Origin of the sequence: Yoonia sp. R2331, assembly GCF_041103235.1 — a bacterium.
Classification (GTDB): Bacteria; Pseudomonadota; Alphaproteobacteria; order Rhodobacterales; family Rhodobacteraceae; genus CANMYO01.
In genome coordinates this window covers 261,126-284,141 of the sequence record NZ_JBGCUN010000003.1, presented here as the reverse complement: position 1 = coordinate 284,141, position 23,016 = coordinate 261,126, and the positions used below count along the sequence as shown (strand labels likewise).

Sequence of the window (23,016 nt, the reverse complement as noted above, 5' to 3'; positions counted from 1 at the left end):
AAAGGACACATGACAATGATCCGTCACCTGACACTTTCCGCTGTTGCGGCGCTGACCCTGACGGTTAGCCCCGCGCTGGCCGCAGAAGTCGAAACTGAGATTGAGGATTTCGCATTCTCGTTCGAGGGGCCGTTCGGCAGCTATGATCAAAACCAGCTGCAACGCGGTCTGAAGATCTACACCGAGATTTGTTCAGCCTGTCACGGGCTGGAATTGGTCGCGTTCCGCAACCTGCATGATGAAGGCGGCCCCGGTCTGCCAGAGGATCAGATGCGCGCCTTTGCCGAGCAATACGAAGTGTTCGATCAGGCGCTGTTTGATGGTGAAGGCGATTTCCGCCCCGCCACACCGGCCGACAAGTTCCCCGGGTCCTCGCTGTCCAATGCGCCTGACCTGTCCTTGATGGCCAAGGCACGCGCCGGGTTCCACGGGCCCTACGGCACTGGTCTTGCGCAACTCTTCAAAGGCATGGGTGGAGCGGAATACATCGCCTCGCTGATGACCGGCTATCACGAAGAGCCTGAATGCGCGCTGGAAATGGACCCGCCGATGGATGGTTTCTACAACGTGGCTTTTGCTGCGGGTGGTTTCCCTGAGACTTGCATCGACGAAAAGGGCAAGCACATGGTGCCCGGTTCGTGGATTTCCATGTCGCAGCCGCTGTGGGGTGAGGATGTCGATTTCGACGACGGCCATTCCAACAGCCTTGAGCATGAAGCCGAAGACATCGCCGCCTTCCTGATGTGGACGGCCGAGCCGAAGCTGGTCGCGCGCAAGCAGGCCGGTCTGACCGGCGTGATCTTCCTGACCGTGTTGTCGGTGCTGCTGTACCTGACCAACAAGAAGCTTTGGGCGCCGCACAAGCACAAAGACGACTAAGGTCCGAGAGAACATTCAAAGGCCCGCCCAACTGGCGGGCCTTTTCTTTGTGACCTCCCCCATTGGGCGTGTCGTGACTGCGCCGGGGCTTTACAATTTAACCCCTGCGCACTTTAAGCTGTTACGGGTAACATAAGGGAGAAGCCGCATGGCATTGGCAGAGATCGGCTTGATCGGACTTGGGACAATGGGGGCCGCACTGGCGTCGAACATTGCGGACAAGGGCTTTGACATTGCTGTTTGGAACCGCACCACATCTGTCACGCAGGACTTTGCCAAAAATGCCGGTGATCTGGCACCCAGGATCACCCCCACAGAAACGCTGGAAGACCTCGTCGCGTCAATTGCCACGCCCCGCGCGATCATCTTGATGGTCCCTGCCGGGCAGCCGGCAGATGATCAGATTGCGGCGCTGCGCCCATTGCTGGATGCCGATGACCTGATCATTGATGCGGGCAATGCGCTGTTTCATGACACTAACCGCCGCGCGCGCGAAGCGACCGGCCCATTCTTGGGGATCGGTGTGTCCGGCGGCGAAGAAGGCGCGCGGTTTGGGCCGTCCATCATGGGCGGAGGTGTCCGCGCCAATTGGGACCGCGTTGCCCATATTCTGGAAGCGATCAGCGCCAAATACGAAGGTACGCCCTGCGCCACCTGGATGGGTGAAGAGGGTGCGGGCCACTTTGTGAAAGCTGTGCACAACGGCATCGAATACGCCGACATGCAGATGATCGCCGAGGTCTATGGCATCATGCGCGATGGCATGGGCATGGATGCCGCCGCCATCGGAGAGGTCTTTGCGGGTTGGAACGAAGGTCCGTTGAAATCCTATCTGATCGAAATTTCGGGCGCGGTTGCCAAGGCCACAGATCCCGCCACCGGGCAGCCGATGCTGGATGTGATCGTGGATGCGGCCGGGCAAAAGGGCACGGGCCGCTGGACTGTGATCGAAGCGCAGCAACTTGCCGCCCCGATCCCCGCGATCGAGGCCGCGGTGGTTGCGCGCAACCTGTCGTCCCGACTGGCCGAGCGTGCCGCCGGGGAAAAGGTCTTTGGCGCGGCACCGGCACCGATGGGTGATGCCCTGACGCTGGCGCAACTGGAAAGCGCGATGATCGCCGGCAAGGTGCTATGCTATGCGCAAGGCTTTGCGATGATCGAAGCGGCGTCTGACGATTACGGTTGGGCCTTGCCCCTGCCCGAGATCGCCAAGGTCTGGCGCGAAGGCTGCATCATCCGCTCTGACATGCTGAACGATATGGCTGCAGCACTGGGCGAGGATGCCGACCGCAACCTGATGCTGGCGCCGACTTTTTCGGCCTATCTGCGCGACAATCACGCGGCCTTGCGCGCGGTGGTGGCGGCAGGCGCGCTGCATGGCATCGCGATGCCTGCGCTGGCCTCTGGTCTTGCCTATTTTGACGCGATGCGAACCGCGCGAGGCACTGCCAACATGATCCAAGGGCAGCGTGACTATTTCGGGCGCCACGGCTTTGCCCGGATGGATAACGGTGAGACAGGCCAGCATGGGCCTTGGGCTGAATAGGTCCATTGAGGTTACGTTGACTTGATTTTGTGAAAATTGTCTGCTCTGGCTTAAGGCTTGCTTCACAGTTGCAGGATTAGTGTCTGGCCGAACCTTTTAACGGTGCCAGATGCAAACTGATCCGGTCCAAATGGCTGAAATGACCGCCGCGCGAGAGTTGATCTCGCGCGATGTGCTGTTTCATTTGTACGATAGCGCGCCGTCGCAGCTATATACGTTCGACGCGGCATCGCTGAAACTGATCGCGGCCAACCAATCAGCGCGGGTTTTTCTGGACAAGACTATGCGGGACCTTGTCGGGGCTACGCCTTGGTCGCTGATGAACGGTCTGAACGCCGATCGCGTCCGCCGGGTCTTTGCGCGGGTTAAAGAGCGCAAGGCGGCCAAGTTCGATTTCTATCTGCATGATGTGCTCGGTTCTGGCCGGGTGTTGGCGTTCACCATCATGTACCAACGCGGGACTAAGCCGGTTTTTGTGGTGATGGCGCGGGATATTACCTTGCTGAACCGTTACAAGATGCACGCAGCCCAGGCAGAGGATCGGCTGGCGACCGCCATCAATGCGCTGTCAGATGGGTTTGTCGTCTACGACGCGGACGACCGGCTGGTGATGTGCAATCAGACCTATCGGTCGATGTACGGCCCGAGTGCGGCGGTTATGACCCCTGGTACGAAGTTCGAAGATATTCTGCGATATGGGCTTGAGCAAAAGCAATACGCAGCCGCTATCGGCCGGGAAGACGAATGGCTTCGCAAGCGAATGGAACAGCATGTCAAATGCGATGTCGATCTGGAACAGCAGCTAAGCGACGGGCGCTGGCTACGGATTGTTGAACAGGCGACCAGTGATGGTGGGCGCGTCGGATTGCGCATTGATATCACGGCACTCAAGGACCAGCAGGCGCGCTTGAGGAACCTGCTGCGCACCGATGATCTGACCGGTCTGCGCAACCGCTACAAGCTGAGCGAAGAGATTGACGCGCTGCTTGAGACGCTTGAACCGCGCGAGCGGATCGTGATCCTGCACCTTGACCTGGACCGGTTCAAAACGGTGAATGATGTCTTTGGCCATGATGCCGGTGATTTCGTGTTACGCACTGCCGCGGAAATCCTGTCGGGCGGCCGTGTCAGGCCGCGGATTGTGGCGCGGATCGATGGTGATGAATTCATCTCTGTTCTGGTGACGCGCAAGTCGCGCACCGAAGTCCTGCGTTATGCCGATCAGATCAGCGATAAGCTTTCTCAGCCGATCAGCTATGACGGACACCTGTGCCACGTCGGGGCCTCGATGGGCGCCGCCTTTGTGAACCCCTCTGCGACCAGACCGGGAGCAGAGGCGCTATCAGACGCGGACATCGCACTTGGGCAGGCCAAGCGGGGCGAAGCGCAAGATACGGTCCTGTTTGAGCCACACATGCGCGAAACCACGCTGCGCAACAGTGATCTGGCCCAACGGATGCAGGCGGGGATCAATCGGGGTGAATTCGTATCCTTTTTCCAACCCCAGCTGAACGCCCGGTCGGGTCGCATCATCGGGTTTGAGGCGTTGATCCGCTGGATTCCGTCAAGTGGCGATCCGGTCCCGGCAGGAGAGTTCCTGTCAGTGGCGCAGAACGCCGGACTGACAGAAATGCTGGACGATATCGTGATGGAGCAGTCCTGCCGCGCGCTGCGCAAGATGATGAACTGGGGCCTGCAAAGCCCCTGCATCAGCTTGAATATGTCGATGGCGCAAATCAGTGATACGCACCTGATCAAGCGGCTGAACACCTGTATGCGCAAGCATGGGCTGACCCATCAGAACCTGCGGATTGAATTGCTTGAATCGACATTGCTGGACGAACGTGCGGGGTTCATTGTTGAAAACGTGCACCGGTTGATCGACGCAGGCTTCCGGGTTGAGCTTGACGACTTTGGCACCGGCCACGCGGCCATCGCGACGCTACGCAAGTTCGACGTGAGCAAGATCAAGATCGACCGCAGCCTCGTGCGCAATATCGATGGCGATCAGGAGTTGCAGACAATCACCCGTGCGATCCTGGATTTGGCACAGAACCTTGGGATTGATGTGCTGGCCGAAGGGGTGGAAACCCAAGCCGAACAGGACATGCTTTTGCGTTTCAACTGCGACAGCGCGCAGGGCTATCTGCATGCCAAACCGATGCCATTGGCAGACCTCCGAAGCTACCTTGAACAGCGCGGGGACATCGCGGAAAGGGCGCCCGCTGCGTCAGGTGCGGCGGATCAGCGTATCGCCTAGCGCAATTGTGGGGCTGAGCGTGTTCATCGGTTCGATGTCGACGATCCCCTTGGTCCGGTCCGCGATGATTTGTGCCGCTTTCACACCAATCTCGTGCCGACAAGCATCCATCGTGGCAAGTTTTCGCGGCAAACCGTCCAGCAGTTCGACCCCGTTGAAGCCGGCCAGACCGATCTGACCAGGCACATCGATCCCCTGTTCGAGCAGGTACAAAAGCCCGCCTGCGCCAATCATATCGTTTGAGAAATACAGAAAATCGAGGTCGGGATTACGGCCAAGCATCTCTGCCGTCATTTCGCGCCCCTTGGCCAAGGCGGATCCGCCGGAATAGAAATCCTGATCAATGATCTCGATACCTGACTTCGCGAGCGTGCGGGTGAACCCTTCGAACCGTTTGCGGGCCCGGTGGTCCAGCGGCATCTTGGTGCCCATGAAACCGATCCGGCGGTAGCCCGCGTCCAGAATGGCCTCTGCCATTTTACGCCCGGCGCGACGGTGCGAAATGCCCACGCAGGTGTCGATTGGCTCGCCATCGGTGTCCATGATTTCGACCACGGGCACGCCTGCTTGGCTTAGCATCGCGCGCGATGGCTCTGAATGTTCAAGCCCCGCAATGATGATGCCTGCGGGGCGCCAGGACAGCATTTCAAACAGCACCTTTTCTTCTTTCTCGGGCAAGTAGTCGGTCACGCCCACGACCGGCTGCAGTACGGTGTCTTCAAGCGTTTCCGAGATGCCCGACAGCACCTCTGGAAACACCATGTTTTTCAGCGACGGGATGATGACGGCCACAAGATTCACCCGGCTTGATGCCAGTGATCCGGCGATCTTGTTTGGCACATAGCCCAAACGTTTGGCGGCTTCCTGAACCTTGGCGCGCGTTGCAGCGCTGACATCACCCTTGTTGCGCAATACGCGGCTGACGGTCATTTCGCTGACACCTGATGCCTCAGAAACATCGCGGAGTGTCAGCGGGCGGCGAGGGGGGATGGTCAAGTTGTCCGTCCTGATCGTTACCAGTTTGTTGCATAACACTTAGCGGGCCGGTGGGCCGATGTAAAAGGCTCAAGCGATCAGATCGGTTGACCGTTTGCGCAAACAAGGGGATATCTGCGGTGTGGTCCCGTGGCTCAACTGGATAGAGCAGCCCCCTCCTAAGGGGCAGGTTGCAGGTTCGAATCCTGCCGGGGTCGCCAAAAACGCCTTCAGAGACTGGGTTCCTTGCTTGTTTTGACCGCCGTTACTGTGCGGTATTTACAAGACGAACATCAGGGGCTTCGTGATTGCGTTCAGTCAAGACCCAATAGCGGAGTTGGGAAAGGTGGAGCCTTGCCACCAAGCCGTAGCTAATTATCTTGATCCTGCGCGATTGCGCCCCGGTGGCCCACGACAATCGAGGCGCGCGCATGGCCTGCGCGCATTGCATCGTTAAGATCGCCTTTGGTCAAAAAGGAAGCCAGAAACGCGCCGCCAAAGCTGTCACCGGCGGCGGTTGTATCGACGACCACTTGCGCAGGTGGGTATTCGATTGACGCATCAAGGGGTGCATTAATGGGCAAAGGGCCGCAGATGCCCCGCTTGAGCGCGCCAGTTGGAAGGCCATACCCTTTCAGCCTTTCAAGCATCTCATCGGTCGTTTTGTCGCCAAACAAGGCCCGTTCATCGTCTTCGGACGGAAGGCCAATGTCACAAAGTCTCCAGGCCCGCGCGACCACGCGACGTGCTTCGCCCAAGTCTTGCCAGAGCCGTGCTCTAAAGTTGGAATCGAAGACAAACTTGCCACCGCGATTTTGAAAGGTCGCGATCCAGTCAAGAAACCTGTCGCGTTGCAGCGGCGGTAGAATTGCCAGAGTGATGGCCGATGTGTAGATGACGTCAAACTCTTCCAGATCGTCAAAACAGGTGCTGCCATCGGGGCGTTGAAACAAGGTCCGGGCGGCAGAGTTGTCGCGCCAATAGGAAAATGCCCGTTCGCCGCCATCATCGATGCTGATCGCGTAGATGCCGGGCAAAAGGTCGGGATGGCGCTGGATGCTCTTGGTTGAAACCCCATGCTTGGCAATGAAATCCATTATCCGATCGGATAACTCATCACGGCCAAGAACAGAGACAAATGCGACGTCATGTTCCATCGGCAGGTCACGCCGCAGATAGATCGCGGTATTGAGCGTATCCCCTGCGACGCCAAGAAAAGCGGTGTCCTGCGCACTGTCGAGCGACAGTTCGATCATGGCCTCGCCGACACATGCAACTTTCATCGCGTTCAGCGACCCATCCAGCCGCCGTCCACGGTCAGCACGGTGCCGTGGACGTATTCGGATGCGTCCGACGCCAAAAAGACCACCGGCCCATCAAAATCCTCGGGCTTGCCCCAGCGGCCCGCTGGAATGCGTCCCAGGATCGCCGCGTTGCGATCGGGATCGTCTCTGAGGGCTTGCGTGTTGTCGGTGGCAATATAACCCGGCGCGATGGCATTCACATTGACGCCAGACCCGGCCCATTCATTGGCAAACGCCTTGGTCAACTGACCAATTCCGCCCTTGGACGCGGCATAGCCCGGCACATTGATGCCGCCTTGGAATGTAAGGAGCGACGCCGTGAAAATGATTTTGCCAGAGCCTTGCTTGACCATTGTCTTGCCGATTTCTCGGGTCAGACGGAACTGAGAGGAGAGGTTGACCTCGATCACTTCATCCCACAGATCATCGGCATGTTCAGCCGCAGGGGCGCGTTTGATGGTGCCGGCATTGTTGACGAGGATATCGATCTGTCCGGCATCCTGCGTAACTTGTTCCGCAAACGTCAGAATGGCGTCTTTGTTGGAAAAGTCGCAGGCATATCCGCGAAAGGACCGACCAAGCGCAACGACGTCTTTTTCAACGTCACTGCCAGATGTTTCAAGCGTTGCACTGACGCCGATGACATCGGCACCAGCCCGCGCCAAGGCAACTGCCATGCCACGTCCGATGCCGCGTTTGCAGCCGGTCACGAGTGCGGTCTTGCCGCTTAGATCAAACAGGTTTTCTGCAGTCATTTGTCTTCCAATTGTTCAGTGAGTGAGGCGTATCGGCCTGATGTGCTATCTGTAGATCATCTCTGGCAGCCACATTGACAGCGCGGGGATGAAGGTCAGCAACAACAAGACCAGCACAAGTGGCACAAGGAACGGTGCTGTTGCGACAACACAGCGTTCGAATGGCACATCAGATACTTTGGCCAGGACATAAAGCACCAAGCCCACAGGCGGCGTCAAAAGCCCGATCATCAGGTTCAGGATGAGGATGATTCCGAAGTGCACGGGGTCCACACCGATTTGCATCGCCACTGGCAACAAAACCGGCGTCAAAATCGTGATTGCCGCCAGTGTCTCCATGAAGCAGCCGACCACGAGAACGATCAGCATAATGATCAACAGGATCGCAACCGGGTTGTCGGTAAACCCAAGCATCAAGGCGGCGAACTTGGGAGCGACTTGGTTTGAGGTCAGGATCCAGGCAAAAATCGACGACGCCGCGACGATCATCATGATAGAGGCTGTTGTTTCAACCGTATCCATCGACACGCGTAGCAGACGTTTGGCATCGAGCGTGCGATAGACAAACATCCCCAGAAACATGGCATAGGCCACAGCCGCGATTGCGGCTTCTGTGGGTGTGAAGATACCGGTCAGAATGCCACCCACGATAATCATTGGGGTGAACAACGGCAGAATGGCGTGCCACAAGGTCGAGAAGAACAGACGCAGTGAAAACCGTTCGTCGCGCGGGTAGTTTCTGATCTTGGAAAAGATTGCGACCATGGTCATCAGTGCGAAAGCCATCAGCAGTCCCGGGATCAACCCCGCGGCGAACAACTGGCCGATCGATGTCTCTGCGATCACGCCATAGACCACCAGTGGCAGCGACGGCGGAATGATCGGGCCGATTGTCGAAGATGCAGCCGTGATGCCAACCGAAAAGTCGGTGTCGTAGCCTGCTTCGCGCATGGCCTTGATTTCGATATTGCCAAGCCCCCCGGCATCCGCCACCGCGGCACCTGACATGCCCGCAAAAATCACACTGGCGCCGACATTGACGTGGCCCAGGCCGCCGTACATCCATCCCACTGTGGCCCGTGCAAAAGCAAAGATCTTGGTGGTGATGCCGGCCGAGTTCATCAGGTGACCTGCCATAATGAAGAATGGCACGGCGATCAGTGGGAACGAATTGATCCCGTTGACCATGTTATGAAGCACGACCACATTCGGCAGTCCGTCCAATATGATGAAGACCAACGAGGCTACGCCCAAGGCAACTGCAACCGGCGCACCAGCGATCAGCAACAAAAACAATAGCAAGAAGAGAAGTGTAAGGGCCATTTGGAGGTGCCGCCAGTCAGTTTGATATGTCGTGAAGTGAATGCTCTTCCAGCTCTTGCAGAACAGCTTCGGGTGATTGGCGGATTTTGCGCAGGAGCCAGTAGATCGAGAATGCAGTCATGGCCAACAAGGCCGCTGCGACGCACCAATATAGAAGGCTTTTCGGTATCTCGACCGACGCCATCTTGGTTCGCGTTTTTTGCGCCAGTTCGACCGCCAAAATCGTCAGATAGCCATAGAAGACCAGCGAAAGCGCCTCCATCGTCACGGCAAGCCATTTGCCGGCGCGGGCTGACAGGTAGCGGTAGAAAAATTCCAAGAAGATATGCGTACCCTTGCGGGTGACTGAGATCGCGCCGAAGAAAGCGACGACGATCAGCAGATAACGCGCGATTTCTTCTGTCCATGCGAGGCTGTCGTTCAGGACATACCGTGTGAAGAACTGAAGAAAGACAATGAATGCAAGAATCCAGAGTGCGATAAGCCCTGGAAGATCGACGACCCCAAAGTCGGATACGTCGACATCAGAATCCTTGAAGGTGATTTCGGGGCGCGCACTGTCGGCGCGCCCCTCCGTTGGTTTCGGGTTATTTTGCACAACCGAACTCCCTACGTGATCTTAGAGTTCGCCCAGGCGCTGAAAGTGCTCCATCGTGTAGGGAACATCGTCACCCGTGAGCATCGGCTTAACGGCATCCTGGAACGGGGTCTTGTCGACTTCATTCACAGTGATGCCCTGCTCGCGGAACCATGCGACAAGCTCAAGTTCGGCCTGATAAATCTCTTCAGAGGCCTTCAGTGCAGCTGCATCAAGCACTTCGCGCACAACAGCTGCGTCGTCGCCAATGCGATCAAGCGCATCATCAGAGGCAATCACCAGCAACGAGTTCAGGATGTGACCTGTCAGGTTGATGTTGGACTGCACTTCGTAGAACCGCTTGAACTGGATGGTTGGCAGCGGGTTTTCCTGCGCGTCCACAACGCCCTGCTGAAGTGCAAGGTAGACTTCGGAGAAGGCCATCGGGGTCGGGTTTGCGCCAACGGCGTTCGGGAACATCAGCATGACAGGCGAATTCGGAACGCGAATTTTCAGGCCTTCCATATCTGCCGGCGTCAGGATCGGCTTGTTCGACGTCACGTGACGCTGGCCGTAGTAGACAAGGCCCAGAACCTGGTTGCCGGTTGCATCGTGATACCCGTCTGACAGTTCAGCGAACAGGTCGCTGCCACGATAGGACAGCCAATGATCCCAGCCGCGCATGATGAACGGATAGTCGGAAATCGCGATTGGGCCGTAGTAACGCTCAACAAAGCTCGGACCGGTGTAGATGATGTCAACTGCGCCAAGGCCAAGGCCTTCGTTGATTTCAACTTCCTTGCCCAGGCTTGATGCTGGGAAAATGTTGATCTCAACGCGACCTTCGGTGCGTTCGCTGATTTCCTCGGCGGCCCATTCGGCGACCTGATGATAAGCGGAACCGGTCTCATACACATGAGCCCACTTCAGTGTTTCTTGTGCAAATGCGGCCGTCGGGCCAGCCAGTGCAAAACAGCCTGCGGCTATTACAGATGCAAAATTTCGAATCGACATAGTTCTCTCCCTTGGTGCCCAGAAATAGGCGGTTTCGCCGCAACTCTTGACTTTCCTCCAAAGAGTTGACGACATCTGGTATATCTAATATACTAGTTGTTGCGAAACGCAAGCCATTTGCAGGACGGCGTGGCTAACCTACACTGGACAGCTGAAACCAATGACCAAAACAATGGGTGTGCATCAGTTGTCAAATGTAAGAAAACGCGCGCAAAACGCCTCGCCGACCAGTCAGGCGCGGTTCCGTTCCGGGGTTGCGCCCACGCTTGCGGAAAGCGAATACCAAAAGCTTCGTGATCGCATCGTCTCGATGGAGTTGCTGCCCGGTGCTGCCATCTCGGAATCTGAACTGGCAGCGCAATCTGGTGTCAGCCGCACGCCCGTCCGTGAGGCCGTCTTGCGGCTGGCCCGTGAAGATCTGCTTGAGGTCGCGCCAAAATCTGGAACGTTTGTTGCGCGCATTCCGGTGTCTGTTTTGCCTGAAGCTCTGATTGCGCGCCGCGCACTGGAAGGTGTGACAGCCGTTGCCGCCGCAAAAGAAGCGTCCCGTAGTCAGAAACTTGAACTGCATGCGTTGCTTGAGCGGCAGCGCGAGTTTGCCGATTTAGGCGATTTTGAGGGCTTCCACGCATCTGATGAGGCGCTTCACCAAAAGATAGCAGAGATCGGCCGCCTGCCGGGTCTGTGGGCGATGGTCCAACAGGTCAAGCTGCAGATTGACCGTTTCCGCCGCCTGACACTGCCTGAACCCGGCCGGATGCATATGGCGCTGGGCCAGCACACGGACGTCGTTACGGCCATCGAAAACAACGAACCCGAGGTTGCCCGCCAGAAAATGGACATCCACCTGAATGGCCTGCAACACCACATCAAGTATGTCGTCGATGCGAACCCGGATTTTTTCATTCACGATGCGGACCTCAACAATCTGGTCAACGTCTAACCCACCAATGCCCTGACGGGCGCGTCCAACCAAAAATTCGGAGACACAATGACCATCGCCATTCGCCAAGCCTGCAGCCCCTCAGAGACCAAGACGTTCGATACGCAGACGCTGCGTGAAAACTATCTGATCGAGGATATTTTCCGCGCGGGCGAAGTCACGATGACCTACAGCCACCTTGACCGGACCGTTGTGGGTGGGGCGGTTCCAACCGGCGCGGCGCTCGCACTGAAATCCAGCAAGCAAATTGGATCACCGAATTTTCTGGATCGCCGCGAAGTGGGCATCATCAATATCGGCGCCCCTGGGACGGTCACTGCAGATGGCGAAAGCCATGCCTTGAAAGGGCGCGATTGTCTTTATCTGCCGATGGGCATCATGGACGTGATCTTTGCCAGTGACGACGCCGCAAATCCGGCCCGGTATTACTTTGTCAGCACGCCTGCGCACCATGCTTACAAAGCGCAGAAGATTGCGCCAGAAGATGCCAACCTGCTTGAACTGGGCACGCAGTCGGACGCCAACGTCCGCGCCTTGCGGCAGTATATTCACCCCGATGTCTGCGAAAGTTGCCAGCTCGTGATGGGGATTACCACAATCATGGATGGCAGTGTCTGGAACACAATGCCCTGCCACACGCACGACCGCCGGTCAGAGGTCTATCTCTATTTCGATATGGCCGAAGAGACGCGGATGTTCCACTTCATGGGCGAACCAACTGAAACCCGGCACATGCTCGTGACGAATGAACAGGCTGTGTTGTCCCCCGGCTGGTCCATTCACAGCGGTGCGGGCACGGGGCGGTACAGCTTTGTTTGGTCGATGGCTGGAGACAACCAGGATTTCACTGATATGGATTTCGTCCCGATGGCCGAATTGCGCTGACTTCTTTGCGTGCCCAGAAATCAGCGTCGTGTGAAATCTGGCATCGGTCAGCCTAGCGCATGCGAATAACGTCTTTATCGATCGCCAGCATGTAGCCCTTGCGCGCAATGTTCTTGACCAACAGCTCGCTGACCATCTGGTTGCCCAGCGTGTCGCGCAAGCGTTTGATCCGGGTCGCGCCCGCTGCCTCGTCACAATCGGAGGCATCACGGCCCGAGATCACCCCTTCGATCTGTGCGCCGGACATGACTTCATCATCCATCCGCGCCTCTGCCAAGACCGACAGGGTTTCCATCGCGGCATCGGTCAGCTTGAACTGGAAGTCATTCAGATAGACCGCCTTTTCGTCGCGCGAGATATAAAGAGAATTCACCTCAATCCCCTTACGCTCAATCTGGCCCATGCGGCGGTTGAGCGCGATCAGCATCACCAGAAAGGCCACCGCCGCGATCAGCAGGGCAGTGGCAAAGACGAGCAGCACGAAGATAACAAAACGGTAGGATGACAGCGTGTCCGAAAACGCGGTGCCCGATCCGGCGAGGATTTCCAGCAGCTTGATTTCCGCGTTCGAAGTCAGGTTGTCGTTCTCGATGAACAGCTGTTCGACCCGCGCGTTAAAGGCGTTGGCATCCGGCAGGTTGATAAAGAGCAAGACAGCAGCCACACCCAAGATCACGACAATCGCAACAATCCCGCCAACGACAATCCGGTTGCCGATCTCGCGCGCTTCAGTAGCGGAGGAAGTAGTCACCAGCGCTGTCCTTTCGTTCCTCGAGCCCCGCGTCGTCAAAGACGCCCAGCACGTTCAACAGGGTCCAACCGTCGGCATTCAGACGGCGGGTCAGTTGGTTGCGGGCGCGATCCACGGTGCAGTCACCATTAATCTCGGCCACGCCATAGTGCAGCCGCAGCGGGTTGTCCTGCTTGGCCTTGTAGTCGGCATAGCAGGCCGCCTGCGCGCCAGTGGCTGCCATCAGCAGCACAGGGATGAGGAAAGTCAGCGTTTTCATGGCTCTCATGTCTCCCATTGTGGTGCTGATATTCAATATCGGGCCATGTTACCCCCGCCGAAATCCGATAACCAGAGCCAGATATTGTTTGGCGGAGGTTGCTGCCACCAAATTGGTTTCACCGGGCGTCCCGCACCTCTGCCAAGGGCGCGCAAACGAAAGGTGAAACGATGTTCAAGACACTGATTGCCGGGGTTGCTGCCCTGTCACTGACAATTACGCCGCTGCAGGCACAGGAATTCAACGAAGACGACTTTGGCAAGTTTCTGTTTGGTCTTGTGGCCGCAGGGATTGTGGCAAAGGCGCTGAGCGACCGCCGTGACGACACGGCGCAAACCTATCAGCCTTCCCGGTCACATGCCTTGAACCCGAACCATTATGAGCCGCCGGTGGTGCGGCACCGCGAAAATCGCAATCCGCCGCGGCTGAACCCCGGCGGCGGACGGGACCGTGGTGGTTTGCAACCGCGTGGCAACGGCCATCGCCAGAACGCCAATGTGCTGCCGCGTCGCTGCTACAAGACTGTTGAAACACGCTTTGGCACGCAGACGATGCTGGCGCGCAATTGCTTGAACCAGCACTACCGGTTTGCGGCGCGCCTGCCGCAGAAATGTGCGGTGCGCGTGTTGACGCGCAATGCGGCCCACAACGGGTTTGATCCGCTTTGCCTGCGCCGCGAAGGCTATACCACCGCGCACCGGCGCTGATCGGATCGGGCTGCGGTCATTGCCCCAGCGACTGCAGCCCGCAGAGGGTGTCAGGTTCGGACATGGCCTGACACCCTCTTTCTTTTTGGCTTGCGGTGCGGGTGTCCGTCCGGTCAAAACGGGCCATGTTGCCCCTGACCCCCAGCTTTGACTTTGAAACGGCCGCGCATCTGCGCGGCTATACCCGTATCGCCGGGGTGGATGAGGTCGGGCGTGGCCCCTTGGCAGGGCCGGTGACGGCCGCGGCTGTTGTTTTGGACCCTGACCGTATTCCTGAGGGTTTGAACGACAGCAAGAAGTTGAGCGCTAAGCGGCGCGATGCCCTTTATGATGCGATCATGGAGAGCGCGGATGTCTGCATTGTCGACGTCAGCGTGGCCGAGATTGACCAGCACAACATCCTGCGCGCCAGCCATATCGCGATGGTCCGTGCGCTGGGCGGGTTGCGCACACCGGCCGATTACGCGCTGATCGACGGCAATATGGTGCCGCGCGGTCTGAACCTGCCGTGCGAGACCGTTGTGAAGGGCGACGCACGATCATTCAGCATCGCGGCGGCCTCAATTGTGGCCAAAGTGTGGCGCGACCGTCTGATGGTGGATTTGGCGCAACAGCATCCCGGCTATGGCTGGGAGAAAAACGCAGGCTATCCGACGCCTGCGCACAAAGCGGGACTCAAAAGACACGGTGTCAGTCCACATCATCGCCGTTCTTTCGCACCAGTCCACAACATCTTGTGCCAAGAGAAAAATCCAAGTGATTGATTCAATTTATTTATTGCCAGCGAATCGCCTCTGACTCACATTAGGAGCAACCAACGAGCGGGAAAATCCGCCGGGGACGAAGAGGCAGATATGACGACCAAAACCAAGGTGCCGGAGGCGAAAACGCTTCCGCTGAACACTATTCTTGACGGTGACTGCATTGCAGTCATGAACAGCCTGCCCGCTGGTTCGGTTGACCTGATTTTTGCGGATCCGCCCTATAATTTGCAGCTGAAAGGCGATCTGCATCGCCCGGATAATTCCAAGGTCGATGCGGTTGATGATGCCTGGGACCAGTTTGACAGCTTCAAGGTCTATGACCGCTTCACCCGCGATTGGCTGGCCGCCGCGCGGCGTTTGCTGAAACCCAATGGCGCGATCTGGGTCATTGGCAGCTATCACAATGTTTTTCGCATGGGCGCTGAATTGCAGAACCAGGGGTTCTGGATTCTCAATGATGTGGTCTGGCGCAAGTCAAACCCGATGCCCAACTTCCGGGGCAAACGCCTGACCAACGCGCATGAAACGCTGATCTGGGCGTCCAAGCAAGAGGCCAGCAGATACACATTCAATTACGAGGCGCTGAAGGCCCTGAATGAAGGCGTGCAGATGCGCAGCGATTGGGTGCTGCCGATTTGTACCGGGCATGAACGCCTGAAGGATGACAACGGCGACAAGGCGCATCCGACGCAAAAACCGGAAAGCCTGCTGCACCGCGTGCTGGTTGGCACGACAAACCCCGGCGACGTGATCCTTGATCCCTTCTTTGGTACTGGCACCACCGGCGCTGTCGCCAAGATGCTGGGCCGCGATTTCATCGGGATCGAACGCGAAGCCGCGTACCGCAAGGTCGCAGAAAAGCGTCTGTCGAAAATCCGCAAGTTCGACAAGGCAGCGCTTGAGGTCAGTCAGTCAAAACGCGCCGAACCGCGCGTCGCCTTTGGTGTGCTGGTTGAACGCGGCATGCTGCGCCCGGGCGAAGAGCTGTGGTCCCTGAATGGCCGTCACAAGGCCAAGGTGCGCGCTGATGGCACGCTTGTGGGCGATGATATCAAGGGCTCAATCCATCAGGTCGGTGCCCATCTTGAAGGCGCGCCAAGCTGTAACGGCTGGACCTATTGGCAGTTCAAACGTGACGGACAAAAAGTTCCCATCGACCTGCTGCGCCAGCAGATCAGGTCAGAGATGGCCAAGCACAACTAATCGCATACCGCCGGTGCCTGTGGCCCGCTTGTCCAACGTGGCAAGTCCACAAGCACATAACTTCACCCCGCCCTCGTGGCGGGGTTTTTTCTGTTTCGTGCTATGATGTGCCGAAACAGGGGGCTTCACATGGAAACATCGGTTCTTGTCGGCACCACCAAAGGTGCGTTCATCTTGTTGTCGTCGGATCGCCGGAGTTGGGCGGTCAGCGGCCCGTTTTGTGACGGTATGCCTGTCAATCATGTGATCGGTGACGCGGACACCGGCGACATTTTTGCGGCTGCTGGCGGGGGGTGGTTTCCGCTTGGTGTTTGGCGCTGTGTTGATGGTGACTGGCAGTTTTTCAAGGACACCTTTGAGGAGGCAGCAGAGGGGTTATGGTCGCTGCGGCCAGCGGGTGACGTAATCTATGCAGGCACCAAGCCAGCGGAACTTTATCGCAGCCATGACCGGGCTGAGACATGGGAGCGGATGCCCGCCCTGACCGCGCAGGACGGCGCGGCAGAGTGGATGCCGGGCGCTGCAGGCCTGACGCTTCACACCATCCTGACCCACCCAACGGACCCGCAGAAAATCTGGGTTGGCATATCGGCGGCCGGGTTTTTCGCATCTGAAGACGGCGGCGCCACGTGGGAATCGCGTCTGCGGCGCAGCAACGAAGACCGCACCAATCTGCCTGATTTCCACGGCGAGCCCATGGGCACGACCGAGATTTTTACCTGTGTCCACAACGCCGTCCGCGCACCGGGCGACGGTGATCTGATTTATCAGCAGAACCACCACGGCACGTTCCGCAGCCCCGATGGCGGGCGGAACTGGACTGCAATCACCGAAGGGCTGCCGTCACTTTTTGGGTTTCCGATTGGGGTGCATCCGCGCGATCCGCAGACAATCTGGACCTTTCCGTTGAATGGCGACAGCATGGGCCGCTACCCGCCTGATGCCTCTGCCGCCGTCTGGCGGTCGCGCGACGGCGGGGCCAATTGGGAGGCGTGTCAAAATGGTCTGCCAACGCAGGATTGCTTTTTCACCGTCCTGCGGCAAGGCATGGCCGTTGATCAAGGGGATCAGGCGGGCGTCTATTTTGGCACCAATTCGGGGTCCATCTTTGCAAGTATCGACGAAGGCGACACTTGGTCTGAAATTGCGCGGCATTTGCCCACGGTTTTGTCGGTCGAAGTGATGCAGCGTTGACAGTTGCATATCTACCTACTAGTAGGTAGGCATGGAAACGCGCACCACACTTCTAAATCATGCCGAGGACCTGTCCCGCTCTGTCGGGTTCAACGGGTTCAGTTTTGCCGACCTTTCGGCAGGTGCGGGCATTCGCAAGGCCAGCGTACACTACCATTTCGCCACCAAATCGGACCTCGCCCAGGCGCTGATCGCGCGGTATCGGGGCGATGTGGCCCAAGCGCTTGGCGCGCTGTCAGGCACAGCGGCGACCCGGTTGCGCGGATTTCTGGCCGTCTACCGCACCGCATTGGGCAATGGCGAAACGGTCTGTTTGTGCGTCGCGATGAGCGCCAGCCGCGACAGTTTTGATGCCGCGACCCTGGGCGAACTCAACCGCTTTCAGGCCGATGTCATTGACTGGCTGGCGCAGGTCTTCAAAACCGCAATGACCGACCGAACCATTGCTGACGTTGCACTCCCATTGGCCGAGGCGCAGGCGGCAATGGCGCTTGTGGAAGGGGCGCAATTGATGGCGCGCGCCGCGTCAGAACCCGCACTTTTTGACGCGGCGACCGCCTTGCTTGTCGCGCGCACAGCAAAGGAAACACCATGAAATTAAACGCAGATTTCGCACAGCGTGTTGTGGTCCGGCCCGAGGATTACGATTGGGTCGCGTCGCCCGCAGCCGGGGTGGAACGTATGATGTTGGACCGGATCGGGGATGAAGTCGCCCGCGCCACAACGATTGTGCGCTTTGCGCCCAACACCAGCTTTGACGCGCATACCCATGGTGGCGGTGAAGAGTTTCTGGTGCTGGACGGCGTCTTCAGCGACGAACATCGCGACTATCCGGCGGGCACCTATGTCCGCAATCCCATCGGTACGCATCACACGCCGCACATTGGGCCGACCGGGGCCACGATCCTTGTCAAACTGCATCAGTTTGATGCGGATGACACGGCGCAATTCCATATCGACACCCGCACGGCCACTTTTCGCCCCGGCGTGGCCGAGGGGTTAAGCGTGCTGCCGCTGCACGCGGCGGCCTCTGAAAACGTGGCGCTTGTGCGCTGGGCGCCGGGAACCAAATTTGCCGCGCATCAGCATTGGGGCGGGGAGGAGATCTTCGTCATCGAAGGCACGTTCCAGGACGAGCATGGCGATTATCCAGCAGGGTCCTGGATCCGCAGCCCGCATCTGTCGCAACATCACCCGTGGTCGGATGACGGGTGTCTGATCTACGTCAAAACCGGGCATCTGCCGCAGACAACGTCGGTGGCCGCTTCAATCCCGGCGTGAAACCGCTAAGGTCACGGTGAACCATTTGGGGGACACCATGACCAACGCCCGTGCCATCACCCTTGCCAGTCGCCCACAGGGGCAGCCTGTGCCAGAGAATTTTCAACTGACCGATCTGTCGTTGTCCGATCCGGCAGAGGGGCAGTTTCTGGTGCGCAACATCTGGCTGTCGCTTGATCCCTATATGCGCGGGCGTATGGACGACGCGAAATCCTATGCTGATCCGGTCGCCATTGGTGGCGTGATGGAAGGCGGCGCCGTGGGCGAGGTGGTGGCTAGCGCGCATCCTGAATTCCCGACCGGCACCATCGTCACCGGGCAGTTCGGCTGGGCCACACATGCGCTAAGCGATGGGGTGGGCATTCGCCGTGTGGACCCGGCCCTTGCCCCGATTTCAACGGCGCTGGGTGTGCTGGGGATGCCGGGGATCACGGCCTATGTGGGGCTGACCGATATTCTGGCCGCACAACCGGGCGAAACAGTCGTCGTCTCTGCGGCCACGGGTGCGGTGGGGTCGCTGGCCGCGCAATTGGGCAAGGCGCGCGGTTGTCGGGTGATTGGCGTGGCGGGCGGCGCTAAAAAATGTGCCTATGCGGTCGACGAACTTGGCCTTGACGCCTGCCTTGACCACCGTGCGCATGACGTGAAATCGCTGGCGGCGGCGCTGAAAGAGGCAGCGCCTAAGGGTGTTGATTGCTACTTTGAAAACGTGGGCGGCAAGACCACAGAGGCGGTGCTGACACGGATGAACACGCAGGGGCGGATCGCGCTTTGTGGCATGATCGCGTGGTATTCTGGGAAGGGCATCGCAGACGCCGCCCCTTTGCCGATGGTCTGGCGCAATATCCTGACCCGCCGATTGCGGGTGCAGGGATTTATCATCTTTGATCACTTCGACCGCTACCCCGCGTTCCTGAAAGAGGTGGCGCCGATGGTGGCTGACGGGCGCATCCGGTTCCGCGAAACCGTGGCTGAGGGGCTGGAAAACGCGCCGAATGCCTTCCTTTCGCTGTTGAACGGTGGCAATTTCGGCAAGCAACTGGTGCGAGTGGGGCCCGACCCCTGATGGCCTGCTGATGGACAATCCGGTGCGCCAACTGACCGAAGTGGAGGCAGGGTTGCACGCCCTGACAACCCGGTTGGCCGCAGCGATTGCAGCACCGGATCATCCAGGCCGCGCTGATGACATCACCGCACTTTGGTCACAGATCGCAGCGCAGGCATGGCCCTATGCCGAATTGGTCCGCGCCATCCGTCGCGGTGCGGATGACTACGCGCTGGCCGATGCAGCGATGGCTGAACGGCGGCGCGGCTTTCAGCGGCTTGGGCCGATCCGCGCCAAGCAATGGGACCGGATCGGCGCGCTAGTTGCGCGGCAGGTTCAGCCGTTTCACGCGCCGCTGATCACTGAGACGAACAATCGCCGGCGCGGGCGCGAGGACGGCTATTTGCACAACATGATGCGCGCGCTCTTCACGCTTGCCAATCCGCTGGCAGAGGACCATGACCGGGTGCCAGACTTGAACCATCGCGACATCGGGCTGACGGGCGACTACTTTGTCAATCTGATGTCCGCGATTTACCGGATCACGCGCGCCCAAGGCCTGCCGCGCCCTGTGCGGTTCATTGATGTGGGCTGCGGCGGCGGCACCAAGGTCTTTGTTGCCTCATCGTTTTTTGAGGTTTGCGACGGGCTGGAGTATGATGCGGGTTACGTGACCCATGCGCGGGACTGGCTGGGTCGGGTCGGCGCACCGGGCTGTCGGATCATGCAGGGTGACGCGCTGAAATTCACTGATTTCGCCAGCTATGACGTGATCTACATGTACCGCCCGATCAAGGATCGTGCGCTGCAGGTTCAGCTGGAAGGGCAGATCCTGGATCAGGCCCGCCCCGGCACGATTATTGCCGCACCTTTGAATTACTCGCTGGGCCAACGGCCTGAAGATCAGGCAACGACGCTGCTCGACACCATCTACCTGGCCCACAGCACCCCGGCAGCGGCGGCGGCCCTGCATGATGCCGCCACAGCAATAGGGCCGGATCCGGGCCTTGATGACCCGCACGAGGCAGCAGAGATGGGGTTCTGGCAGCCGATTCTGTCCGCGTCTCGCGCGCGCGGTTTTGAACCCGCGCCCTAGCGGGGCGGCGGATTCGTAGCGTCTTTGTAGGGCGTCCAGTCGGTGATGTCGGGGTAATACTGCGCCCGCCAGTTCTGCACCTTTGGGTTCATGATCTTGCGCCACAGACGCGGCGAAAGGGCCGCAAGGGTCATCACGGGATAGCCATAGGGCAATTGCGGTGCGTCTTGCTGCGTGTAGTTCTGCAAAAGCGGAAACCGCCGATCGGGTTTGTAGTGGTGATCGGAGTGGCGCTGCAAATTGATCAGCAGCCAGTTTGACGCGCGCTGCGCGGAATTCCACGAATGCCGGGGCAGGACATGTTCATACTTGCCGTCGCCCAGATATTTGCGGGTCAGGCCGTAGTGTTCGATGTAATTCGTCAACTCAAGCTGGAAAAAGGCCCAGACGGCTTGCGTGCCAAAAAGGAACAGCCCCCAAAGCCCGCCAATCCAGATGGCAGCGATCAGGAAAATTGCCTGCAAGCCCCAATAGCGCCAGAACGGATTGCTCAGGTGCGTCCACGGCAGGTTTTTGCGCGCCAGCATCGCCTTTTCAGCATTGAAGGCCGAGACATAGCACGCGCGCAGGACGCGGGGAAAAAACCGCCAGAATCCTTCACCATAGCGCGCCGTTACGGGATCACGCGGGGTGCCGACATAGCGGTGGTGCACCAGCAGATGCTCGGACCGGAAATGCGAATACAGCACGGCAGCAAGCAAAATGTCGGCCATCCAGCGTTCCAGCTTTGGCTTTTGGTGCATCAATTCATGGCTGAAATTGATCCCCACCGTGCCAGAGATCACACCGGCCCCGGCAAAGAGCGCCCATTCCTCCCATGCGGCAAGGTGGTCGGTCTGGGTGACATAGATCAGCAGACCAAAGATCGTCACAAGCTGGAGCGGCGCCCAGATAATCGTGATCGCCTTGTACCAGAACAAGGCCGCGTCATCTGTGTCAGGGTCGGCGTTGTCGGTGTTCAACCCGATGAACAGATCGAGGATCGAAAACAGATACCACGTTGCCAGCGGCAACAGCAGCAAGGCCCAGCCGCCATAAATGGCTGCAATCCATGCCAGCGGGATCAGCCCAAGCGCCAGCCAAAAGGGCAGGACTGCAGGCAGGCGGCGCGCGTCAGGTGTGTCGGCGGTGGCGGTCATGTCAGCCTCTTTCATGCTCGCGCCGATGTTAGCCGCCCGCGCGCGCACGCTCAATCGTGGCGTAGCGTCGCTGCGGCCAAATCGAACACCTTGCGCATCACTGTTGGCAATGATGTGGGCGAAAACTGTGTATTGTCGATGAATACGCCCCGATGGGGTGTGGCGAGGTCATCAACCGTTGCAATCATGATCCGCAATTCCAGATGGAAATGGGTGAAGGTGTGGCGGGCAGTTGCGCCCAGTTCCTGCCAAGGCGCATCCAGCGGGGGGTGCGGCGTCGGCGCATCCGACCAATCGGACCCCGGCCAGCCCAGCATCCCGCCCAACAGCCCTTTTTCGGGCCGTGTTTCCAGCAACCACGCGCCGTCCCGGCGACGCGCAACATAAGCGATCCCATGGCGGGTTGGCGTCTTTTTCTTGGGTGTTTTCTTGGGCAGTTCTGCCGCCACGCCTGCGATCCGCGCCGCACAGTCTGCGCGCCACGGGCAAATGCCGCAGGCGGGGTTTTTGGGGGTGCAGATCGTGGCCCCAAGGTCCATCACCGCCTGCGCGTAATCACCGGCGCGGGTTCTGGGGGTCACGGCCTCTGCCAGGGTCATCAGATGCGGCTTAGACCCCGGTAATGGATCATGCACATTGTGCAGCCGCGCCATCACCCGTTCCACATTGCCATCCAGCACCGTTTCGGGCTGGTCAAAGGCGATCGCGGCCACCGCACTGGCGGTGTAGGGGCCGATGCCGGGCAGGGTCAGCAGTGTGACCCGGTCCTGTGGAAAGACGCCGCCGTGATCCGCCACCACCGCCCTTGCGCACTTAAGCAGGTTCCGTGCCCGCGCGTAGTAGCCAAGACCCGCCCATGCGGCCATGACATCGGCATCTTCCGCAGCGGCAAGGTCCTGGACCGTGGGCCAAGTGGCCATGAACTTGCGCCAATAGTCGCGCACCGCGGCGACGGTGGTTTGCTGCAACATGATCTCTGACAGCCAGACGCCATAGGGATCAGGCCGGGCACCTGCCTTGCGTGCAGTCGGACCGACGCGCCACGGCATGACGCGGGCATGCACATCATACCATTCCAGCAATTCACCTGCCCGGTCACGCACAAGTTATCCCCTG

At 58.9% G+C, this 23,016-nt stretch carries 23 protein-coding genes and 1 tRNA gene; 14 read left to right on the top strand and 10 right to left on the bottom strand.

Features of this window, described 5'->3' with window-relative positions:
• The first annotated feature begins 9 nt into the window (after positions 1-9).
• From AB3Y40_RS19345 to AB3Y40_RS19335, 3 genes are all read left to right on the top strand, one after another.
• The gene (locus tag AB3Y40_RS19345; protein WP_369440534.1) at positions 10-879 is read left to right on the top strand and encodes a cytochrome c1; all 870 of its coding nucleotides are present in this window, start codon (positions 10-12) and stop codon (positions 877-879) included.
• Between the two features lie 148 nt (positions 880-1,027).
• Positions 1,028-2,425, top strand: a complete 1,398-nt coding sequence (gene gndA, locus AB3Y40_RS19340) for an NADP-dependent phosphogluconate dehydrogenase (RefSeq protein ID WP_369440533.1) — start codon at positions 1,028-1,030, stop codon at positions 2,423-2,425.
• Positions 2,426-2,555: 130 nt separating this feature from the next.
• A complete protein-coding gene (locus tag AB3Y40_RS19335) occupies positions 2,556-4,685 on the top strand; it encodes a putative bifunctional diguanylate cyclase/phosphodiesterase (protein ID WP_369440532.1) in 2,130 nt (709 codons plus the stop codon).
• Here AB3Y40_RS19335 and AB3Y40_RS19330 read toward each other — a convergent pair.
• Positions 4,656-5,681 carry a LacI family DNA-binding transcriptional regulator gene (locus tag AB3Y40_RS19330; protein ID WP_369440531.1) on the bottom strand — a complete coding sequence of 342 codons (1,026 nt, stop codon included), beginning with the start codon at positions 5,679-5,681 and terminating at the stop codon, positions 4,656-4,658. The two genes, AB3Y40_RS19335 and AB3Y40_RS19330, sit on opposite strands and share 30 nt — an antisense overlap.
• A gap of 123 nt (positions 5,682-5,804) precedes the next feature.
• Between AB3Y40_RS19330 and AB3Y40_RS19325 the strand changes: the two genes are divergently transcribed.
• Positions 5,805-5,881: transfer RNA gene (locus AB3Y40_RS19325), tRNA-Arg, on the top strand.
• Positions 5,882-6,031: 150 nt separating this feature from the next.
• Here AB3Y40_RS19325 and AB3Y40_RS19320 read toward each other — a convergent pair.
• From AB3Y40_RS19320 to AB3Y40_RS19300, 5 genes are read right to left on the bottom strand one after another with little or no spacing between them, the layout of a single operon-like run.
• Positions 6,032-6,943, bottom strand: a complete 912-nt coding sequence (locus AB3Y40_RS19320) for a sugar kinase (RefSeq protein WP_369440530.1) — start codon at positions 6,941-6,943, stop codon at positions 6,032-6,034.
• 5 nt (positions 6,944-6,948) lie between these two features.
• Entirely contained in the window at positions 6,949-7,719 is a 771-nt protein-coding gene (locus tag AB3Y40_RS19315; RefSeq protein ID WP_369440529.1) for an SDR family oxidoreductase, read from the bottom strand.
• Positions 7,720-7,764: 45 nt separating this feature from the next.
• Positions 7,765-9,042: a TRAP transporter large permease gene (locus AB3Y40_RS19310; protein WP_369440528.1), complete on the bottom strand. Its 1,278-nt coding sequence runs from the start codon at positions 9,040-9,042 to the stop codon at positions 7,765-7,767.
• A gap of 16 nt (positions 9,043-9,058) precedes the next feature.
• Positions 9,059-9,640: a TRAP transporter small permease gene (locus AB3Y40_RS19305; RefSeq protein ID WP_369440527.1), complete on the bottom strand. Its 582-nt coding sequence runs from the start codon at positions 9,638-9,640 to the stop codon at positions 9,059-9,061.
• Positions 9,641-9,661: 21 nt separating this feature from the next.
• A complete protein-coding gene (locus AB3Y40_RS19300) occupies positions 9,662-10,534 on the bottom strand; it encodes a sialic acid TRAP transporter substrate-binding protein SiaP (RefSeq protein ID WP_369440526.1) in 873 nt (290 codons plus the stop codon).
• A gap of 259 nt (positions 10,535-10,793) precedes the next feature.
• Between AB3Y40_RS19300 and AB3Y40_RS19295 the strand changes: the two genes are divergently transcribed.
• Both AB3Y40_RS19295 and kduI read left to right on the top strand, forming a co-directional pair.
• Positions 10,794-11,576 carry a GntR family transcriptional regulator gene (locus AB3Y40_RS19295; protein WP_369440525.1) on the top strand — a complete coding sequence of 261 codons (783 nt, stop codon included), beginning with the start codon at positions 10,794-10,796 and terminating at the stop codon, positions 11,574-11,576.
• A gap of 48 nt (positions 11,577-11,624) precedes the next feature.
• Positions 11,625-12,461 carry a 5-dehydro-4-deoxy-D-glucuronate isomerase gene (gene kduI, locus AB3Y40_RS19290; protein WP_369440524.1) on the top strand — a complete coding sequence of 279 codons (837 nt, stop codon included), beginning with the start codon at positions 11,625-11,627 and terminating at the stop codon, positions 12,459-12,461.
• Between the two features lie 52 nt (positions 12,462-12,513).
• Here the strand turns inward: kduI and AB3Y40_RS19285 are convergent, their stop codons facing one another.
• Together AB3Y40_RS19285 and AB3Y40_RS19280 are read right to left on the bottom strand one after the other, a co-directional pair.
• Entirely contained in the window at positions 12,514-13,212 is a 699-nt protein-coding gene (locus tag AB3Y40_RS19285) for a winged helix-turn-helix domain-containing protein (RefSeq protein ID WP_369440523.1), read from the bottom strand.
• Positions 13,190-13,471, bottom strand: a complete 282-nt coding sequence (locus tag AB3Y40_RS19280; RefSeq protein ID WP_369440522.1) for a hypothetical protein — start codon at positions 13,469-13,471, stop codon at positions 13,190-13,192. Before AB3Y40_RS19280 ends, AB3Y40_RS19285 begins: the two co-directional genes overlap by 23 nt.
• A gap of 170 nt (positions 13,472-13,641) precedes the next feature.
• Between AB3Y40_RS19280 and AB3Y40_RS19275 the strand changes: the two genes are divergently transcribed.
• From AB3Y40_RS19275 to AB3Y40_RS19240, 8 genes are all read left to right on the top strand, one after another.
• Positions 13,642-14,178 carry a hypothetical protein gene (locus tag AB3Y40_RS19275; RefSeq protein ID WP_369440521.1) on the top strand — a complete coding sequence of 179 codons (537 nt, stop codon included), beginning with the start codon at positions 13,642-13,644 and terminating at the stop codon, positions 14,176-14,178.
• Positions 14,179-14,303: 125 nt separating this feature from the next.
• Positions 14,304-14,942 carry a ribonuclease HII gene (locus AB3Y40_RS19270; RefSeq protein ID WP_369440520.1) on the top strand — a complete coding sequence of 213 codons (639 nt, stop codon included), beginning with the start codon at positions 14,304-14,306 and terminating at the stop codon, positions 14,940-14,942.
• Between the two features lie 90 nt (positions 14,943-15,032).
• Positions 15,033-16,145 carry a site-specific DNA-methyltransferase gene (locus AB3Y40_RS19265; protein ID WP_369440519.1) on the top strand — a complete coding sequence of 371 codons (1,113 nt, stop codon included), beginning with the start codon at positions 15,033-15,035 and terminating at the stop codon, positions 16,143-16,145.
• A gap of 129 nt (positions 16,146-16,274) precedes the next feature.
• Entirely contained in the window at positions 16,275-17,339 is a 1,065-nt protein-coding gene (locus tag AB3Y40_RS19260) for a WD40/YVTN/BNR-like repeat-containing protein (protein WP_369440518.1), read from the top strand.
• Positions 17,340-17,370: 31 nt separating this feature from the next.
• The gene (locus AB3Y40_RS19255; protein ID WP_369440517.1) at positions 17,371-17,934 is read left to right on the top strand and encodes a TetR/AcrR family transcriptional regulator; all 564 of its coding nucleotides are present in this window, start codon (positions 17,371-17,373) and stop codon (positions 17,932-17,934) included.
• The gene (locus AB3Y40_RS19250; RefSeq protein ID WP_369440516.1) at positions 17,931-18,620 is read left to right on the top strand and encodes a cupin domain-containing protein; all 690 of its coding nucleotides are present in this window, start codon (positions 17,931-17,933) and stop codon (positions 18,618-18,620) included. Before AB3Y40_RS19255 ends, AB3Y40_RS19250 begins: the two co-directional genes overlap by 4 nt.
• A gap of 37 nt (positions 18,621-18,657) precedes the next feature.
• On the top strand, positions 18,658-19,686 hold the full coding sequence (locus tag AB3Y40_RS19245; protein ID WP_369440515.1) for an NADP-dependent oxidoreductase: 1,029 nt from the start codon (positions 18,658-18,660) through the stop codon (positions 19,684-19,686).
• A 10-nt stretch (positions 19,687-19,696) separates the two neighbouring features.
• Positions 19,697-20,761, top strand: coding sequence for a class I SAM-dependent methyltransferase (locus tag AB3Y40_RS19240; RefSeq protein ID WP_369440514.1), 1,065 nt, complete (start codon positions 19,697-19,699; stop codon positions 20,759-20,761).
• On the opposite strand, the gene AB3Y40_RS19235 is transcribed toward AB3Y40_RS19240, so the two are convergent.
• Both AB3Y40_RS19235 and AB3Y40_RS19230 read right to left on the bottom strand, forming a co-directional pair.
• On the bottom strand, positions 20,758-21,900 hold the full coding sequence (locus AB3Y40_RS19235) for an alkane 1-monooxygenase (RefSeq protein WP_369440513.1): 1,143 nt from the start codon (positions 21,898-21,900) through the stop codon (positions 20,758-20,760). The two genes, AB3Y40_RS19240 and AB3Y40_RS19235, sit on opposite strands and share 4 nt — an antisense overlap.
• Before the next feature lie 50 nt (positions 21,901-21,950).
• Entirely contained in the window at positions 21,951-22,949 is a 999-nt protein-coding gene (locus tag AB3Y40_RS19230) for an A/G-specific adenine glycosylase (RefSeq protein WP_459554014.1), read from the bottom strand.
• Positions 22,950-23,016 lie beyond the last annotated feature (67 nt).